Raw genomic sequence first — 15,398 nt, 5'->3', positions numbered from 1 at the left:
GCTGAGGCATATTGCACTAGCGCTACCAGCCATTTTCATCCCGAAAGAACTGCCAAGGTGCTCCCGGCGGCACCCAGGAGACTTCTGGCAGCTGAGGGCTTCTTCAGGGTTTACTTGCGGTCGTTTTCCAGCTGGGCCAGGGCGGCATTGCCTCCCAGCGACAGCAGGCCAGCGCGCGAGTACACGCCCAGCTTGTCGCGCGTGTCCACGATGTCCAGGTTGCGCATGGTCAGCTGGCCGATGCGGTCCAACGGGCTGAACGGCGCGTCCTCCACCTTTTCCATCGACAGGCGTTCGGGCGCGTAGGTCAGGTTGGGCGACTCGGTGTTGAGGATGGAATAGTCGTTGCCGCGGCGCAGCTCCAGCGTCACGGTGCCGGTCACGGCGCGCGCCACCCAGCGCTGTGCGGTTTCGCGCAGCATGATCGCCTGGGGGTCGAACCAGCGGCCCTGGTACAGCAGGCGGCCGAGCTTGAGGCCGTTCACACGGTACTGCTCGATGGTGTCTTCGTTGTGGATACCACTCACCAGGCGCTCGTAGGCAATGTGCAGCAGCGCCAGGCCGGGGGCCTCGTAGATGCCGCGGCTCTTGGCTTCGATGATGCGGTTCTCGATCTGGTCGCACATGCCCAGACCATGGCGGCCGCCGATGCGGTTAGCCTCCAGGAACAGCTCCACCGGGTCGTTGAACTCGACGCCATTCAGGGCCACGGGCTGGCCTTCTTCGAAGCGCACCGAGACTTCCTCGGCCTTGACGACCACGTCATCCTTCCAGAAGGCGACGCCCATGATGGGGTTCACGATGCGGATGCCGCTGTTGAGGAACTCCAGGTCTTTCGCCTCGTGCGTGGCGCCCAGCATGTTGCTGTCGGTGCTGTAGGCCTTTTCGGCGCTCATCTTGTAGCCGAAGCCTTCCTTCGTCATGAAGGCCGACATTTCGGCGCGGCCGCCCAGTTCGTCGATGAACAGCTGGTCGAGCCAGGGCTTATAGATCTTGAGGGACGGGTTGGTCAGCAGGCCGTAGCGGTAGAAGCGCTCGATGTCGTTGCCCTTGAAGGTCGAGCCGTCGCCCCAGATGTTGACGTCGTCTTCCTTCATCGCGGCCACCAGCATGGTGCCGGTCACGGCGCGGCCCAGGGGCGTGGTGTTGAAGTAGGTGGCACCAGCGGTGCGCACGTGGAAAGCGCCGGCCTGCAGCGCGGCGATGCCTTCGTGGGCGAGCTGCGTGCGGCAGTCGATCAGGCGGGCCTTCTCGGCGCCGTATTCCATGGCCTTGCGCGGAATCGCGTCGTAGTCGGGCTCGTCGGGCTGGCCCAGGTTGGCCGTGTAGGCGTAGGGCAGGGCGCCCTTGTTCTTCATCCAGCGCAGCGCGGCGCTGGTGTCCAGGCCGCCGGAAAACGCGATGCCGACCTTCTGGCCGAGGGGGAGGTTCTGGAGGATGGTTGCCATGGAGTTTTCTTCAAAAATGATAGCTGCCAGCGCATTGTGGAATTGCGCTAGAGGCCAAAATCAATCAAATTTCAGCCCGAGCATCTCAGCCGAAATGGCAGATGTAGTGGTAGGCCTCTGTCACGCGGATGTCGAACTTGGAGTTGCCAGGCACGCTGAACTTTTCGCCTACGGACGATTTCACCCACGCATCGGTACCCGCCAGCTTGTATTCGCACGAGCCTGCCACGCATTCCATGATTTCAGGCGCGCCGGTGTTGAACGTGAGCGTTGCGGGCAGCACCACGCCCACCGATTTCTTCGTGCCGTCCGGGAAGGTGATGCCGTGGCTCACGCACTTGCCGTCAAAGTACACATTGGCCTGGGTGGTGACGGACACGCCGTCGATTTTTTCGGTGGTCATGGATGCACGGGTAGGAATGGAGGAAACCCGCGATTTTAGGGCAGGGTGCTGACTCCCCGGGCGGCGCGCTGCCACGAAATTCGCGCACGTGACCGCACGCACCATGAAAAAGAGCCCCGAAGGGCTCTTGGTTCACTGGGCTGCGCAGCTTGGCTGCCTGCGCTTAACGCCAGTAGGGGTTGCGGTGGTGCGGGTAGTAGGGGCGACCGCTGTCGTAGCCATACTCAATCACCGTCACTGGAGGCGTCACATAGGTGGGGGGCGCCTGGTACACCGGCTGCACAGGGTAGGTGGAGGTCACCACCCCCGGCTGGCTGTACACGCCCTGGGCGGCATACGGGTCGGGCTGTGTGGAATAGGTCTGGCCAGCGGGCTGCACGTTCACGGGGATCCAGCGGCCGGGATCGTTCTGGGTGCGGGTGGTGTACTGGCGGCCTGCGTATTCATACACCACGTTGTAGCCCACGGTGCGGTTTTCGTAGTAGGTCTCGGTGGTGCAGCGCTGCACATTTTGGTACTGCGGCTGGCCGTTGCCCTCGATCTGGTTACCCACCACGGCTCCTCCCAGCACCCCGATGGCGGTGGCTGCGGCGCGGCCGCTGCCCTTGCCGATGGTGTTGCCCACTGCGCCACCGGCAATGGCACCGATCACTGCACCGGCGCCCGTCGTGCGGTTGCCGCTGTACACGGTCTCATTGCCACACACCTGCTGCGGAACGCCGACCTGCTGAATGATGGGCGTGGCAGACAGCACACGGCCTTGTTCCTGAGCGCTGGCCACGAAGGCGACGGCTGCCAGGGCAGAAAAAATCACGATCTTTTTCATGGAGAAACTCCTTTCGGGTCGGTACATAACGCACCAGACTGAAGAAAAGTTTAGGCCCGCAAGGTCAATTCGGGGTCCGGACGCCGTAAATCTGCGTAAAGATTTGTGCGATTTTCCCGCGTTCTTCGTCCCAAGTCAGCCTTTGGATGCGCGATTGGGCCCGGCGGGCCACTGGTCCGGCACAAATCCGATCGTGACATGCAGGCCTTGGGCGTCCTGCCACTGCACCACGGGGCGCTTGATCACGCTGGGTTGTTGCTGCACCAATGCGCTGGCGGTCGCGTCGTCCTGCACCGATGCCTGGGTGGCTGCGTCCAGCTTGCGCCAGGTAGTCCCCTGGCGATTGACCAGCTTTTGCCAGCCGACCGCCTTCAGCCAGCCAGGGAGCAGGTCGGCAGGAACACCCTGCTTCTTGAAGTCATGAAACTGGATATCCAGCCCTTGTTCGGCAAACCAGGCGCGGGATTTTTTGACGGTATCGCAGTTGGGGATACCGTAGACGGTGATGACGGTGTTCATGCCGCGCATCATCCTCGAAATTGCCGGGGTGAATGCGGGCTCGGCGACAATCCCGGGCTGTATGCAAACCAAACCCCACACCCTGGAAGGCTGGCTGCGCCACTGCGAGCAGCTGCACCCCCGCAATATCGACATGGGCCTGGACCGGGTCGCGGAAGTCGCCCGCCGCATGGCACTGCGGTTCGAGTGCCCGGTGATCACGGTGGCGGGCACCAACGGCAAAGGATCGACCTGCGCCATGCTGGAAGCCGTGGCGCTGCAGGCAGGTTATCGCACCGGCGTGTACACCTCACCGCATCTGGTGCACTTTGAAGAGCGCTGCCGGGTGCATGGAGAAATCGTCTCGGCGGCCGATTTGGTACCGCATTTTGAGGCAGTGGAGGCCGCCAGAATCCAGAACGGCAATGAGGTCTCGCTTACGTATTTTGAGTTCACCACCCTGGCCATCTTGCGCTTGATGAGCCATGCGTTGCTGGATGTGGCGATTCTCGAAGTCGGCCTCGGAGGACGCCTGGATGCCACGAACGTGATCGATACCGACTGCGCCATCATCACCAGCATCGACATCGATCACACAGAGTTTCTGGGCCCGGACCGCGAGAGCATTGGCCGCGAGAAGGCGGGCATCATGCGCACGGGGCGCCCAGCCATCGTGAGCGACCCCATGGCGCCGCAGAGCGTGGTGGACCACGCGCGAGAGATCGGCGCCGATTTGTGGAGTTTTGGGCGCGATTTCAATTTCTCGGGTGACAAGCAGCAGTGGAACTGGGCTGGTCGTGGGCGGCGCTACGCCGGGCTGGCTTATCCGTCCCTGCGTGGGGCCAACCAGCTGGTGAACGCCTCGGGCGTGCTGGCGGCTTTTGAGGCATTGCGTGAGCGACTGCCTGTGACTGCCCAGGCTGTCCGCAACGGCATGGCCATGGTGGAGTTGCCGGGGCGCTTCCAGATCGTGCCGGGGCAACCGACCCTGGTGCTGGACGTGGCGCATAACCCGCACTCCGTGGCCGCGCTCACGGCCAATCTGGATGCGATGGGTTTTTTTCCTACCACTCACGCGGTGTTTGGCGCGATGGCGGACAAGGACCTGGCGCCCATGCTGGCCAAGGTCGGGCCTTTGGTGGATCGCTGGTATTTCACCGACCTGCCCACGCCGCGCGCAGAGTCGGCTGCCGTGTTGCAGCAGAAGTGGAATGCTGTGCACATGGTGGCGGGCGGTCGCCGAGACGTCACCTCCAGCTTGCATGCCGACCCGCTGCAGGCCCTGCAGGCGGCGGTGGCCGCCGCAGACCCCGCTGATAGAATTGTGGTCTTTGGCTCGTTCTATACGGTGGGTGGAGTGTTGATCAACGGAACACCCCGCTTGCACGCCAAACATCTGGGCGCCTGAGCGCCTCACGAGTCCTTAGTCCATGGCATTTTTCAAGTTCCGGTGGCCCGGTCAGGGTGAGCAGCAACAGGCCGAAAAGCCGTCCAAGCGCTCGCGCACACCCCAGGCTGAGAGCATCGAAGTGATGCGCCGCCGCGCCCGGCACCGTTTGATCGGCGCCGCAGTGCTGGTGCTGGTGGGGGTGATCGGGTTTCCTCTGCTGTTTGATACCCAGCCACGGCCCATCCCCGTGGACATTCCCATCGAGATTCCGGACCGCAACAAGGTGGCGCCCCTGGTGGTGCCCGCGCCGGTGGCTGATGCACCCGCCGCCAAGCCCGCGGCCCCCGCGACACCGGAGCCTGCTCCGACGGCTGCGGCGCAGCGGCCTGCGCCTTCGCGTACGGCTGCTGCCAATGGCTTGGCGGACGGTGAAGAGCTGGTGCCGAGTGCTCGCCCGGCTCCCTCCAAACCCACTCCTCCTCCGGCAGCTGCACCTGCAGCCGCCAAGCCTGAGGTGAAACACGAGGCCAAGCCGCCTGCGGCGCCCGCACCTTCTCCGGCCCCAGAGCCCAAGCCTGCACGCGCAGATGATTCGGCGCGAGCCCGTGCCCTGCTGGAAGGCCGCAGCACCGAGGCGCCCGCCGCTGCCGGTGCCGAGGAGGCGCGCTTCATTGTTCAGGTAGGGGCCTTCGCCGATGCCGAAAAGGCCCGCGAGGCACGTACCAAGGTGGAGCGGGCGGGTCTCAAGACCTACACGCAGGTGGTGGACACGAAGGACGGGAAGCGCACCCGTGTGCGCGTGGGCCCGTTCACCAATCGGGCAGAGGCAGACAAGGCAGCGGCGCGCATCAAGGCGCTGGACCTGTCCGCTTCGGTGCTCACCCTGTAAACGTTAGTCGGACTGCCGTTTGTCCATGGCCGCGCTGGATTGGGTGTTTGTGGCCGTGTTGCTGGCCTCCATGCTGATCGGTGCGTGGCGCGGTCTGGTGTTTGAGGTGTTGTCGGTATTGGGTTGGGTGGTGTCGTTTTTTGTGGCGCAATGGTTTGCGGCTGATGCTGCGGCCTTGTTGCCCATGGGCGGGTCGGGTGAGTCGTTGCGATACGCCGCCGGCTTCGTGGTGGTGTTTGTGGCTTCGGTTTTTGCCTGTGGTTTTCTGGCCTGGGTGGCCAAAAAGCTGGTGGAGGCTGTGGGGCTGCGCCCGGCAGACCGCACCTTGGGCGCTGTTTTTGGTGTGTTGCGCGGCCTCGTTTTGTTGCTTGCAGTGGCTGTGGTGGCGGGTATCACCCCCGTGCACGAGGCACAGTGGTGGCAGGAGTCGCAGGGTGCACTGGTCTTGACCGAGGTGCTCAAGGGGTTGAAACCGGCGCTGCCGGACGAATTTGGAAGGCATCTGCCTTCGTGAGATCGAAGCGGCAGCGGTCAGAAGCTGCTGCCGTTGGATGACCGCGGGGCTGTTCCCGCAAACGGATGGAATACAACTATGTGTGGAATCGTCGGCGTCGTCAGTCCTGCGCCCGTCAATCAGCTGATCTATGACGCTTTGCTGCTCTTGCAGCATCGTGGCCAGGATGCTGCTGGCATCGTGACCCAGCAGGGCCGCAAATTCTTCATGCACAAGGCCAAGGGCATGGTGCGCGACGTTTTTCGCACGCGCAACATGCGTGCTCTGCCGGGCAACGTGGGCCTGGGCCAGGTGCGCTACCCCACCGCCGGCAACGCCTACAGCGAAGAAGAGGCACAGCCGTTCTACGTCAACGCCCCGTTCGGTATCGTGCTGGTGCACAACGGCAATCTGACCAACGCGCGCGAACTCCGCACCGAGCTGTTCCAGACAGACCACCGCCACACGAATACGGAAAGTGACTCGGAAGTCCTGCTGAACGTGTTTGCGCACGAACTCGAGCGGGCCACGCGCGGCGTGCCTCTGCAGCCCGAGGATGTTTTCACGGCCGTGCGTGCGGTGCACAAGCGCATCAAGGGTTCCTATGCCGTCATCGCGCTGATCGCAGGCCACGGCCTGTTGGCCTTCCGCGACCCGCACGGCATTCGCCCGCTGGCCATGGGCCGCAGCCAGGACGGCACCGTGATGGTGGGCAGCGAGTCGGTGGCGCTGGAAGGCACCTCCCACGTGTTCGAGCGCAATATCAACCCGGGCGAAGCGATTTTCATCACGCTCGATGGCCAGGTTCACGCCAGCCAGTGCGCTGAGAACCCGCAGCTCAATCCGTGCATTTTTGAGTTTGTGTACCTCGCGCGGCCTGATTCTGTGCTGGACGGCATTTCGGTCTATCAGGCGCGTCTCAACCTGGGTGAAGCCTTGGCCAAGCGCGTGGTGTCCACCGTGCCGCCGAACGAGATCGATGTGATCATCCCCATCCCCGAGTCCAGCCGCCCCAGCGCCACGCAGCTGGCGCATCTGCTCGGCGTCCCGTACCGGGAAGGCTTCGTCAAGAACCGTTACGTGGGTCGTACCTTCATCATGCCGGGGCAGGGCGTGCGCAAAAAGTCGGTGCGCCAGAAGCTCAACGTGATTGGCAGCGAGTTCAAAGGCCGCAACGTGTTGCTGGTGGATGACTCCATCGTGCGTGGCACGACCAGCCGCGAGATCGTGCAGATGGCCCGCGACGCAGGTGCCCGCAAGGTGTACCTGGCCAGCGCGGCGCCTCCGGTTCGCTACCCCAACGTCTATGGCATCGACATGCCCACCAGCAGCGAACTGGTGGCCCATGGCCGTACGGTCGAAGAAATTCGCCAGGCCATCGGCTGCGACGCTCTCATCTACCAGGATGTGGATGGCATGAAGAAGGCCGTGGGTGCGCTCAACAGCGCTATCGTCGGCTTCGATGCCTCGTGCTTTGACGGTGTGTATGTGACTGGCGACATCACGGCGGAAGGGATCGCCAGCCTGAATGAAGGGCGCGTGGGTGCGGAAGAAGGCGAGGAAGACACCTCGCGCCTTGCTTTGCCCAACGCGCAAGAAGCGTAGCCAAGGGCTTGCGCAGCCCTCAGGGCCATCGCAAGCGATGCTGGACTTTTGGCACAGCGGGCGATGCTGTTTCAGTACTGACTGCGCCCGATGGATTGACCCCACTTGAGAACTGGCCCCGTTGAGGGCCAGCATTGATTTTTATGACTGAAACCACTGCTTCCAGCACGGGCCGCGTACGCACCCGCTTTGCTCCTTCACCCACAGGGTTCATCCACCTGGGCAACATCCGCTCGGCCTTGTACCCCTGGGCGTTTGCCCGCGCCACGGGCGGGGACTTCATTCTGCGCATTGAAGATACCGACCTGGAGCGCTCCAGCCAGGCGGCGGTGGACGTCATCATCGAGGGCATGGCTTGGTTGGGCCTGAACCACGACGAAGGCCCTTTCTATCAGATGCAGCGGATGGATCGTTACAAGGCGGTCCTGGCAGAGTTGCAGGCTGCCGGTCATGTGTATCCCTGCTACATGAGCGTGGCCGAGCTGGATGCGCTGCGCGAGCGGCAGATGGCTGCCAAGGAGAAGCCACGCTACGACGGCACATGGCGCCCCGAGGCTGGCAAAACTCTGCCCGCCATTCCAGAAGGCGTGCAGCCCGTGCTGCGCTTCAAGAACCCACAGGGTGGCGTCGTGGCCTGGGACGACAAGGTCAAGGGCCGCATCGAGATCAGCAACGATGAGCTGGATGACTTGGTCATCGCGCGGCCCGATGGCACGCCCACCTACAACTTCTGCGTGGTGGTGGACGATATCGACATGGCGATCACGCACGTGATCCGTGGCGATGACCACGTGAACAACACTCCACGCCAGATCAACATCTTCCGCGCCCTGGGCAAGGAACCTCCGGTCTATGCCCACCTGCCCACCGTGCTGAACGAGCAGGGCGAGAAGATGAGCAAGCGCAATGGTGCCAAGCCTGTGACGCAGTACCGTGATGAAGGTTATCTGCCCGATGCCATGGTGAATTACCTGGCCCGCTTGGGCTGGAGTCACGGCGACGATGAAATCTTCAGCCGTGAGCAGTTCCTGCAGTGGTTCAACCTCGACCATCTGGGCCGCAGCGCGGCGCAGTTCGATGAAGCCAAGCTGCGCTGGGTGAATGCCCAGCACTTGAAAGCCATGGCAGACGATGCTTTGGCGGCGCTGGTGGCTCCGCAATTGCAGGCGCGTGGTGTTTCGGCCGAGGCGCTGGCCGATGGGCGTCTGCCCCGCATCTGCGCACTCTTCAAAGACCGGTGCGACACCACCGTCGCGCTCGCCAACTGGGCGCAGGTTTTTTATGGTGATGTGTCGTCCGTGGATGCCGAGCGCGCGCAGCATGTCACTGACGCCATTGCACCGGCTCTGGACGCGCTGGCCGATGCGCTGTCTGCGTGTGAATGGGACAAGGCTTCCATCAGCGCGGCGTTCAAGCAGGTGCTGGGTGCCCATGGCCTGAAGATGCCTCAACTGGCCATGCCTGCGCGCGTGCTGACGGTCGGTACCGCCCACACGCCATCGGTCGATGCCGTGCTGGAATTGGTTGGACGTGAAAAAGTTGTAGCGCGTTTGCGAAACCGCTAAAAATCTGTCTATAATTCAAGGCTCAGGTGATGACAACAAATACCAAGTGTTTGAAGTCATTTAGTGGGGGTATAGCTCAGCTGGGAGAGCGCTTGCATGGCATGCAAGAGGTCATCGGTTCGATCCCGTTTACCTCCACCACATCGCTTGATAACGGTTAGTTCCAAGGTTTTGACCCTATCGTCTAGAGGCCTAGGACATCACCCTTTCACGGTGAGTACCGGGGTTCGAATCCCCGTAGGGTCGCCAAGTTTGTAGCACTTGGCTTGTGTTGAGAAATACAAGCGAAAAGCTGCCTGCCAGGAGTGGTAGTTCAGTTGGTTAGAATACCGGCCTGTCACGCCGGGGGTCGCGGGTTCGAGTCCCGTCCACTCCGCCAGTCAACAGTTTTTGCAGTCCTTTTGAGTGCAAAAGCTTTTCTTCGGTGCAAGCCGAAGAAGTTTGGGGGTATAGCTCAGCTGGGAGAGCGCTTGCATGGCATGCAAGAGGTCATCGGTTCGATCCCGTTTACCTCCACCAAATTTGTCAGTAGTTCGGTTAGTTCCAAGGTTTTGACCCCATCGTCTAGAGGCCTAGGACATCACCCTTTCACGGTGAGTACCGGGGTTCGAATCCCCGTGGGGTCGCCAAGTTGTAGCGCTTGGCTTGTGTTGAGAAATGCAAGCGAAAAGCTGCCTGCCAGGAGTGGTAGTTCAGTTGGTTAGAATACCGGCCTGTCACGCCGGGGGTCGCGGGTTCGAGTCCCGTCCACTCCGCCAGATATCAACCGCTGCAGTCGCAAGGCTGCAGCGGTTTTTTTATGCCTCTTTGGCTACGTCATGTGCTCGCATGGCTGTGCAGGTATCCTGAGACAGGTTCCGCTACTGGGGTTCAACCTGTTACAAGTGGTAGGGCCTGTGCAAGAATCAGCGATAGTCGGCTGCACAGCCATACCGCCCAGGCGGCTCTCACAGACCCATCCCGCGCCTATGAACCTTTTTCGGCTGCAGATTCACCCACAGCACCTGGCCAGCTTCAAAGCCGTGGCGCCGGTGCTTTACTTGTTGACCGGTGGGGTGATTGCAGCCTGGGCCTATTTTTCGGTGGCCAGTCCGCAGCGGGTGGGGCACTACCTCACGCTGCACCAAGTGCTGGAGACGCTGTCCATTGCTGTGTCTGCCCTGGTGTTTGCGGTGGGTTGGAAGGCGCACAGCCTCAATCCGCAACGCAATGTGCTCATCCTGGCCTGTGGCTTTCTGGGCGTGGCGATCCTCGATTTTTCGCACATGCTGTCATTCGCCGGCATGCCCGACTACATCACGCCCAACTCGGTGGCCAAGGGCATCAATTTCTGGTTGCCCGCGCGATACCTGGGGGCTCTGACGCTTCTGGGTGCGGTGGCGCTGCATTGGCGCGTGCCCGGCGATGCAGCAGCACCTGGCCCTGGCAGATTTTTGGTGCTGGCGCTGGTACTGGCCGTTGTTGCAGTCATCCACGCCGTTGTGTTCTTGTTTCCACAGTGGTACCCGCAGACCTACGACGACCAGGGGCTTACACGGTTCAAGATTGCTTCCGAGTACGGCGTGGTGGCCTTGTACGCGGCGTCGCTGGGCGTGCTGCTGCACTGGGCGCGGGAGCGTGCCGCCTTTGATGTGGCCAGGTTGTTCGCCGCCGTGTGGGTGATGGCCCTGAGCGAGTTTTTTTTCACGTTCTACGTCGTCGCGACCGACCCCTTCAATCTGCTGGGCCATGTGTACAAGGTGGTGGGGTACTACTACCTGTACCGGGCCATTTTTGTGGGCACCATCGAGGCGCCGTACCGGGTACTCAAGCAGTCCGACAAGGCCATGCGGGCCGTGCTGGACGCCGTGCCTGACCTGATGTTCGAGGTGACCCGCGACGGTCGCTATGTGCAGATCCATACGCGCCAGCCTGAATTGCTGCTGATGCCCGCCAGCGAGGTCGTGGGGCGTTCGATCCACGACATCCTGCCTCCTGCGGCGGCAGGTGTGGCGCAGGCTGCGATCAATGCCGCAGCGGAGCAGGGCCTGGCCCGCGACTTCCAGTACGCACTGGACCTGCCCGATGGGCAGCACTGGTTTGAGTTGTCCGTGGCGCGCAAGGGAATGGACGATGAAACGGATGATCACTTCGTGGTGCTGTCCCGCGACATCACGCAGCGGGTACAGATGCTGGATACCTTGCGCAAGCTGCGGCATGCCGTGGAGCAGGCGCCCAACTCCATCTTCATTGCAGGCGCTGACGGCAACATCGAATACGTGAACCCCGCGTTCACCGCCACCACAGGCTACAGCCCCGAGGAGGTGATTGGCCGTAACCCGCGTCTGCTGAGCGCCGGGGCCACGCCTGCCAGCGTGTATGCCGACCTGTGGGCGCATCTGACATCCGGCCGTCCGTGGCGCGGCGAGTTCGTCAACCGCCGCAAGGGCGGCGGCGAGTACAACGAGTCCGCCATCATCTCGCCACTGCACGACGAGCAGGGCCGCATCACCCACTATCTGGCGGTGCAGGAAGACGTGACGGAGCGCCGGCGTGATGAGGAGCGCATCCGCAAGCTGATCAACTTCGATGCGCTGACGGGCCTGCCCAACCGCACGATGTTCGCGTCCCGGTTCAGCCAGGCCCTTGCACTGACGCAACGCAGCGGCCATCAGCTCGCGCTGCTGTACCTGGACCTGGATCACTTCAAGAATGTGAACGACTCGCTCGGTCACCAGGTAGGGGACGGCTTGCTCATCGAGATCGCACACCGGTTGCAGTCGGTGGTGCGCGATGAGGACACGGTGTCCCGGCAGGGCGGGGATGAGTTCGTGATCGTGCTGCCGCTCACCGATGCGCAGCAGGCGGCCCATGTGGCCGACGAGCTGCAGGCGCAGGTGCGCCGTATCTGCAAGCTGGAGCACCACGAGCTGGTGGTGACTTCTTCCATCGGTATCGCGATGTACCCCGAGGATGGGGGGGACTTCGAGACCCTGGCGCAGCGCGCGGATGCGGCCATGTTCCGTGCCAAGGAGTCCGGGCGTGACACCTACCGGTTCTTCTCGGCAGACATGCAGGCCCGGTCGCTCAGGGTGCTGCAGATCGAGAATGCCCTGCGCAGTGCTTTGGTGCTGGGCCAGTTGACACTGCACTACCAGCCACAAATCCGGCTGAAGGATCGGCGATTGGTGGGGGTGGAGGCCTTGCTGCGCTGGACGCACCCCGAGCTGGGCGCCGTCAGCCCGGCCGAATTCATCCCGGTGGCAGAGAGCAGTGGCCAGATTCTGGGCATCGGTGAATGGGTGCTGCGCACTGCGCTGGCCCAGGCCCGGCAGTGGCGTGATGCAGGCCATACCGAGCTGGTGGTTGCGGTGAACCTGTCGATGGTGCAGTTCCGCCACCCGGGTCTGGTGGACATGGTCCGACGGGCGCTTGCCGACAGCAACGTGCCCCCGCAGATGCTGGAGCTGGAGCTGACCGAAAGCATCGCCATGGATGCACCGGAGCAGGTGATTGCCATCGTGCGGCAGTTGTATGACCTGGGCGTGCAGCTGTCCATCGACGACTTTGGCACCGGGTATTCGTCGTTCAGCTACATCCAGCGCCTCAAGGTGCACAAGCTCAAGATCGACCAGTCGTTTGTGCGCCATCTGGGTGAAGACCCCAGTGCGCCCCACATCGTGCGCGCCATCATTGGCCTGGCGCAAAGCCTGGACCTGGAGACCATTGCCGAAGGTGTGGAAACGGTGGCGCAGCGCGATGTGCTTTTGGGACTGGGCTGCGACACGGGGCAGGGCTACCACTTCAGCCGCCCCGTGCCTGCCGCCGACTTGCAGGGGCTTCTCACCCAGGGCCACGCGGTATTGGGTTGAGAGGGCCGGAGGTCGAGACGAGAGTCACCGCCCAAAGAAAACCGCCGCGTTGTGAGCGCGGCGGTGGGGGTATCAGCAAAGGGTTTGGCTCGCGGCAGTCCCGTGGCCTGTGCAGGCTCCTAGTGGACTGTTTTGGTGCCAAACCGGCACCATGCGTTAGAGGAATATGCCTGAGATGCTATCGAAAGAGTAGCGTTCAGGTAGGCCTCTTCGACTTCTGCCCCAGCTCAGCGTGGAGCCAGGCGAATGGCACCGTCCAGACGGATTACCTCACCATTGAGCATGTCGTTCTCGAGGATGTGGCGCACCAGCTTGGCGTAGTCCTGGGGGGTGCCCAGGCGGCTGGGGAAGGGCACGCCTGCGGCCAGCGCGTCCTGCACTTCTTGCGGCATGCCAAACAGCATAGGGGTGCCGAAGATGCCGGGCGCAATGGTCATGTTGCGGATGCCGTTGCGTGCCAGGTCACGGGCAATCGGCAGGGTCATGCCCACCACGCCGCCCTTGGAGGCTGCATAAGCGGCCTGGCCGATCTGGCCGTCATAGGCAGCCACGCTGGCCGTGGAGATCAGCACGCCACGCTCGCCGGTGGATTCGGGCTCGTTCTTGCTCATGGCCTCAGCGGCCAGGCGGATCATGTTGAAGCTGCCGATCAGGTTGACCGTGATGGTCTTGCTGAACAGGGCCAGCGCATGCGCGCCGTTCTTGCCCACGGTCTTCTCGGCAGGGGCGATGCCGGCGCAGTTCACCAGGCCCACCAGTTTGCCCAGCGACACGGCCTTGGCCACCACGGCCTGGCCGTCGGTCTCGTTGCTCACATCGCACTTCACGAACGCGCCGCCGATTTCCTTGGCTACGGCCTCGCCTTTTTCGGCCTGCATGTCGGCAATGACCACGGTGCCGCCCTGGGCGGCCAGCATGCGTGCCGTGCCTTCGCCCAGGCCCGATGCGCCGCCGGTGACGATGAATACCTTGCCTTGGATGTCCATGGTTGTCTCCAGTAAGTGACGTTAACGTAAACGTCAATTATGGCGCATCTCCCTGCCGTGCTGAACGCGAAAAAAAGCCCGGACCAGGCCGGGCTTGTGGTGGGTGAGGGCAGGGCAGGTTACTGGAAGCCCACGCGGTCCAGCATCTGCTGCACCTTGGTGGTGTTTGCACCCACCGCGCTGATCGGGATGGTCTCGCTCTTGAAAGGCTTGCCACCGGTCATGGCCTTGAGTGCCGGGTTGTCCAGCGCCACGCCCTTGGCTGCAGGCCACTCGTTGTTGCCATTCGCAAAGTAGTTCTGTGCCTCGGGGCTGGCCAGGTATTCGAGGAACTTGATGGCGTTGGCCTGGTTCTTGGAGTGCTTGGCCACTGCGCCGCCAGCGATGTTCAGGTGCGTGCCCCAGGATTCCTGGTTGGGGAACACCACGCCCACCTTGTTGACCACGGCTACGTCTTCGGGCTTGTTGGACCGCATCATGCGCGCCAGGTAGTAGGTGTTGGTCACGGCGATATCGCACTCGCCGGCGGCCACGGCCTTGATTTGGTCGGTGTCGCCGCCCTTGGGCGGGCGGGCCAGGTTGGCCACCATGCCCTTGAGCCAGGCTTCGGCCTTTTGTTCGCCCATGTGTTCCGTCACCGCGCCGAACAGGCTCAGGTTGTAGGGGTGCGAGCCGGAGCGGATGCACAGCTTGCCCTTGTTTTTGGGGTCACCCAGTTCTTCGTAGGTGTCCACATCGGACTTTTGCATCTTGACCTTGTTGTAGACGATCACGCGCGCACGGGTGGACAGGCCAAACCACGAGATACCGCCGTCCGCTGCCGGCTGGCTGCGCAGGTTGGCGGGGATGGCATCGTTCAGCACCTTGGACTGGATGGGCTGGAACAGGCCGTCCACCTCGCCCTTGTAGAGGCGGGCAGCGTCCACCAGCAGGATCACGTCAGCGGGAGAAGCAGCGCCTTCTGCCTTCAGCCGGGCCAGGATGCCGGCATCGTCGGCATCCACACGGTTGATCTTGATGCCCGTGGCCTTGGTGAAGCCGGTGTACAGGGCCTCGTCGGTGGAGTAGTGGCGGGCCGAGTAGAGGTTGACCACTTGTTCCTGGGCATGCACGGCACCTGCAGCGGCGGCCAGCGCACAAGCGCCCAACAAGGCTTTCACAGTCTTCGACATGGGTTGCATCTTTCGGGGTTGAAACTGCGGCAATGATAAAGCAAACGCGAATTATTCTTGATCAATGTCTGGCCAAAGGCCGGATTTGGCGTCCGGGTTTGAGGTGGCGCAAGGGCCCAATGCGCTGGGCACTGGGTCGCCTCCAGTGGATGAGTTCTTAACGCGGGCCGGTTCCAGTGCCCGCTGTTTTGACCACTGCAGCGGGCAGGCCAAAAAAAAAGCCCGGTCGTAAAACCGGGCTTTAAAAGGATCCTTGAAACGGGGGTTTCGAG

Annotated in this window: 12 protein-coding genes and 6 tRNA genes; 12 read left to right on the top strand and 6 right to left on the bottom strand. The window is 62.6% G+C overall.

The genetic code is table 11. From position 1 onward, the window contains the following. Window positions 1–110 precede the first annotated feature (110 nt). The 4 genes from argG to ACOYR4_RS13475 all read right to left on the bottom strand — a co-directional run bounded on the left by argG (window position 111) and on the right by ACOYR4_RS13475 (window position 3,205). Window positions 111–1,448 (bottom strand): argininosuccinate synthase, encoded by a 1,338-nt coding sequence (gene argG / locus ACOYR4_RS13490; protein WP_015014471.1) that lies wholly within the window; start codon window positions 1,446–1,448, stop codon window positions 111–113. Window positions 1,449–1,533: 85 nt separating this feature from the next. Further along, entirely contained in the window at window positions 1,534–1,851 is a 318-nt protein-coding gene (locus ACOYR4_RS13485; RefSeq protein WP_295942278.1) for a pyrimidine/purine nucleoside phosphorylase, read from the bottom strand. A gap of 163 nt (window positions 1,852–2,014) precedes the next feature. Next, entirely contained in the window at window positions 2,015–2,677 is a 663-nt protein-coding gene (locus ACOYR4_RS13480) for a glycine zipper 2TM domain-containing protein (RefSeq protein WP_422846951.1), read from the bottom strand. A gap of 135 nt (window positions 2,678–2,812) precedes the next feature. Then, the gene (locus ACOYR4_RS13475) at window positions 2,813–3,205 is read right to left on the bottom strand and encodes an arsenate reductase (RefSeq protein ID WP_422849659.1); all 393 of its coding nucleotides are present in this window, start codon (window positions 3,203–3,205) and stop codon (window positions 2,813–2,815) included. A 52-nt stretch (window positions 3,206–3,257) separates the two neighbouring features. Between ACOYR4_RS13475 and folC the strand changes: the two genes are divergently transcribed. The 12 genes from folC (at window position 3,258) to ACOYR4_RS13415 (ending at window position 12,968) form a co-directional block, all read left to right on the top strand. Further along, window positions 3,258–4,583 carry a bifunctional tetrahydrofolate synthase/dihydrofolate synthase gene (gene folC, locus ACOYR4_RS13470; protein ID WP_291442512.1) on the top strand — a complete coding sequence of 442 codons (1,326 nt, stop codon included), beginning with the start codon at window positions 3,258–3,260 and terminating at the stop codon, window positions 4,581–4,583. Between the two features lie 22 nt (window positions 4,584–4,605). Further along, window positions 4,606–5,454, top strand: a complete 849-nt coding sequence (locus tag ACOYR4_RS13465; protein ID WP_422846950.1) for an SPOR domain-containing protein — start codon at window positions 4,606–4,608, stop codon at window positions 5,452–5,454. Window positions 5,455–5,479: 25 nt separating this feature from the next. Next, window positions 5,480–5,968, top strand: a complete 489-nt coding sequence (locus ACOYR4_RS13460) for a CvpA family protein (RefSeq protein WP_422846949.1) — start codon at window positions 5,480–5,482, stop codon at window positions 5,966–5,968. A 78-nt stretch (window positions 5,969–6,046) separates the two neighbouring features. Further along, on the top strand, window positions 6,047–7,552 hold the full coding sequence (gene purF, locus ACOYR4_RS13455; protein WP_060986307.1) for an amidophosphoribosyltransferase: 1,506 nt from the start codon (window positions 6,047–6,049) through the stop codon (window positions 7,550–7,552). A gap of 143 nt (window positions 7,553–7,695) precedes the next feature. Next, window positions 7,696–9,117: a glutamate--tRNA ligase gene (gltX, locus tag ACOYR4_RS13450; RefSeq protein WP_422846948.1), complete on the top strand. Its 1,422-nt coding sequence runs from the start codon at window positions 7,696–7,698 to the stop codon at window positions 9,115–9,117. A gap of 65 nt (window positions 9,118–9,182) precedes the next feature. Continuing rightward, window positions 9,183–9,258: transfer RNA gene (locus tag ACOYR4_RS13445), tRNA-Ala, on the top strand. Window positions 9,259–9,290: 32 nt separating this feature from the next. After that, window positions 9,291–9,366, top strand: a tRNA-Glu gene (locus ACOYR4_RS13440). Window positions 9,367–9,419: 53 nt separating this feature from the next. Next, a tRNA-Asp gene (locus tag ACOYR4_RS13435) sits at window positions 9,420–9,496 on the top strand. 64 nt (window positions 9,497–9,560) lie between these two features. Next, window positions 9,561–9,636, top strand: a tRNA-Ala gene (locus ACOYR4_RS13430). A gap of 34 nt (window positions 9,637–9,670) precedes the next feature. Further along, window positions 9,671–9,746, top strand: a tRNA-Glu gene (locus ACOYR4_RS13425). Window positions 9,747–9,798: 52 nt separating this feature from the next. Next, window positions 9,799–9,875 (top strand) — tRNA-Asp (locus tag ACOYR4_RS13420). 210 nt (window positions 9,876–10,085) lie between these two features. Next, the gene (locus ACOYR4_RS13415; RefSeq protein ID WP_422846947.1) at window positions 10,086–12,968 is read left to right on the top strand and encodes a bifunctional diguanylate cyclase/phosphodiesterase; all 2,883 of its coding nucleotides are present in this window, start codon (window positions 10,086–10,088) and stop codon (window positions 12,966–12,968) included. A gap of 227 nt (window positions 12,969–13,195) precedes the next feature. Here the strand turns inward: ACOYR4_RS13415 and ACOYR4_RS13410 are convergent, their stop codons facing one another. Both ACOYR4_RS13410 and ACOYR4_RS13405 read right to left on the bottom strand, forming a co-directional pair. Beyond that, window positions 13,196–13,954, bottom strand: coding sequence for a 3-hydroxyacyl-CoA dehydrogenase (locus ACOYR4_RS13410; RefSeq protein WP_260667383.1), 759 nt, complete (start codon window positions 13,952–13,954; stop codon window positions 13,196–13,198). A 119-nt stretch (window positions 13,955–14,073) separates the two neighbouring features. After that, window positions 14,074–15,126 (bottom strand): extracellular solute-binding protein, encoded by a 1,053-nt coding sequence (locus tag ACOYR4_RS13405; protein ID WP_060986320.1) that lies wholly within the window; start codon window positions 15,124–15,126, stop codon window positions 14,074–14,076. Window positions 15,127–15,398 lie beyond the last annotated feature (272 nt).

The organism is Acidovorax sp. M14 (genome assembly GCF_049331375.1).
Lineage (GTDB): Bacteria > Pseudomonadota > Gammaproteobacteria > Burkholderiales > Burkholderiaceae_C > Acidovorax.
This window is presented reverse-complemented; position numbering and strand designations above follow the sequence as displayed.

Coding starts and splice junctions, on each gene's coding strand:
- ACOYR4_RS13480 (WP_422846951.1), bottom strand. CDS start 2,677: ATGAAAAAGATCGTGATTTTTTCTGCCCTGGCAGCCGTCGCCTTCGTG.
- ACOYR4_RS13415 (WP_422846947.1), top strand. CDS start 10,086: ATGAACCTTTTTCGGCTGCAGATTCACCCACAGCACCTGGCCAGCTTC.
- ACOYR4_RS13405 (WP_060986320.1), bottom strand. CDS start 15,126: ATGTCGAAGACTGTGAAAGCCTTGTTGGGCGCTTGTGCGCTGGCCGCC.
- ACOYR4_RS13410 (WP_260667383.1), bottom strand. CDS start 13,954: ATGGACATCCAAGGCAAGGTATTCATCGTCACCGGCGGCGCATCGGGC.
- gltX (WP_422846948.1), top strand. CDS start 7,696: ATGACTGAAACCACTGCTTCCAGCACGGGCCGCGTACGCACCCGCTTT.
- argG (WP_015014471.1), bottom strand. CDS start 1,448: ATGGCAACCATCCTCCAGAACCTCCCCCTCGGCCAGAAGGTCGGCATC.
- ACOYR4_RS13460 (WP_422846949.1), top strand. CDS start 5,480: ATGGCCGCGCTGGATTGGGTGTTTGTGGCCGTGTTGCTGGCCTCCATG.
- purF (WP_060986307.1), top strand. CDS start 6,047: ATGTGTGGAATCGTCGGCGTCGTCAGTCCTGCGCCCGTCAATCAGCTG.
- ACOYR4_RS13475 (WP_422849659.1), bottom strand. CDS start 3,205: ATGCGCGGCATGAACACCGTCATCACCGTCTACGGTATCCCCAACTGC.
- ACOYR4_RS13465 (WP_422846950.1), top strand. CDS start 4,606: ATGGCATTTTTCAAGTTCCGGTGGCCCGGTCAGGGTGAGCAGCAACAG.
- ACOYR4_RS13485 (WP_295942278.1), bottom strand. CDS start 1,851: ATGACCACCGAAAAAATCGACGGCGTGTCCGTCACCACCCAGGCCAAT.
- folC (WP_291442512.1), top strand. CDS start 3,258: ATGCAAACCAAACCCCACACCCTGGAAGGCTGGCTGCGCCACTGCGAG.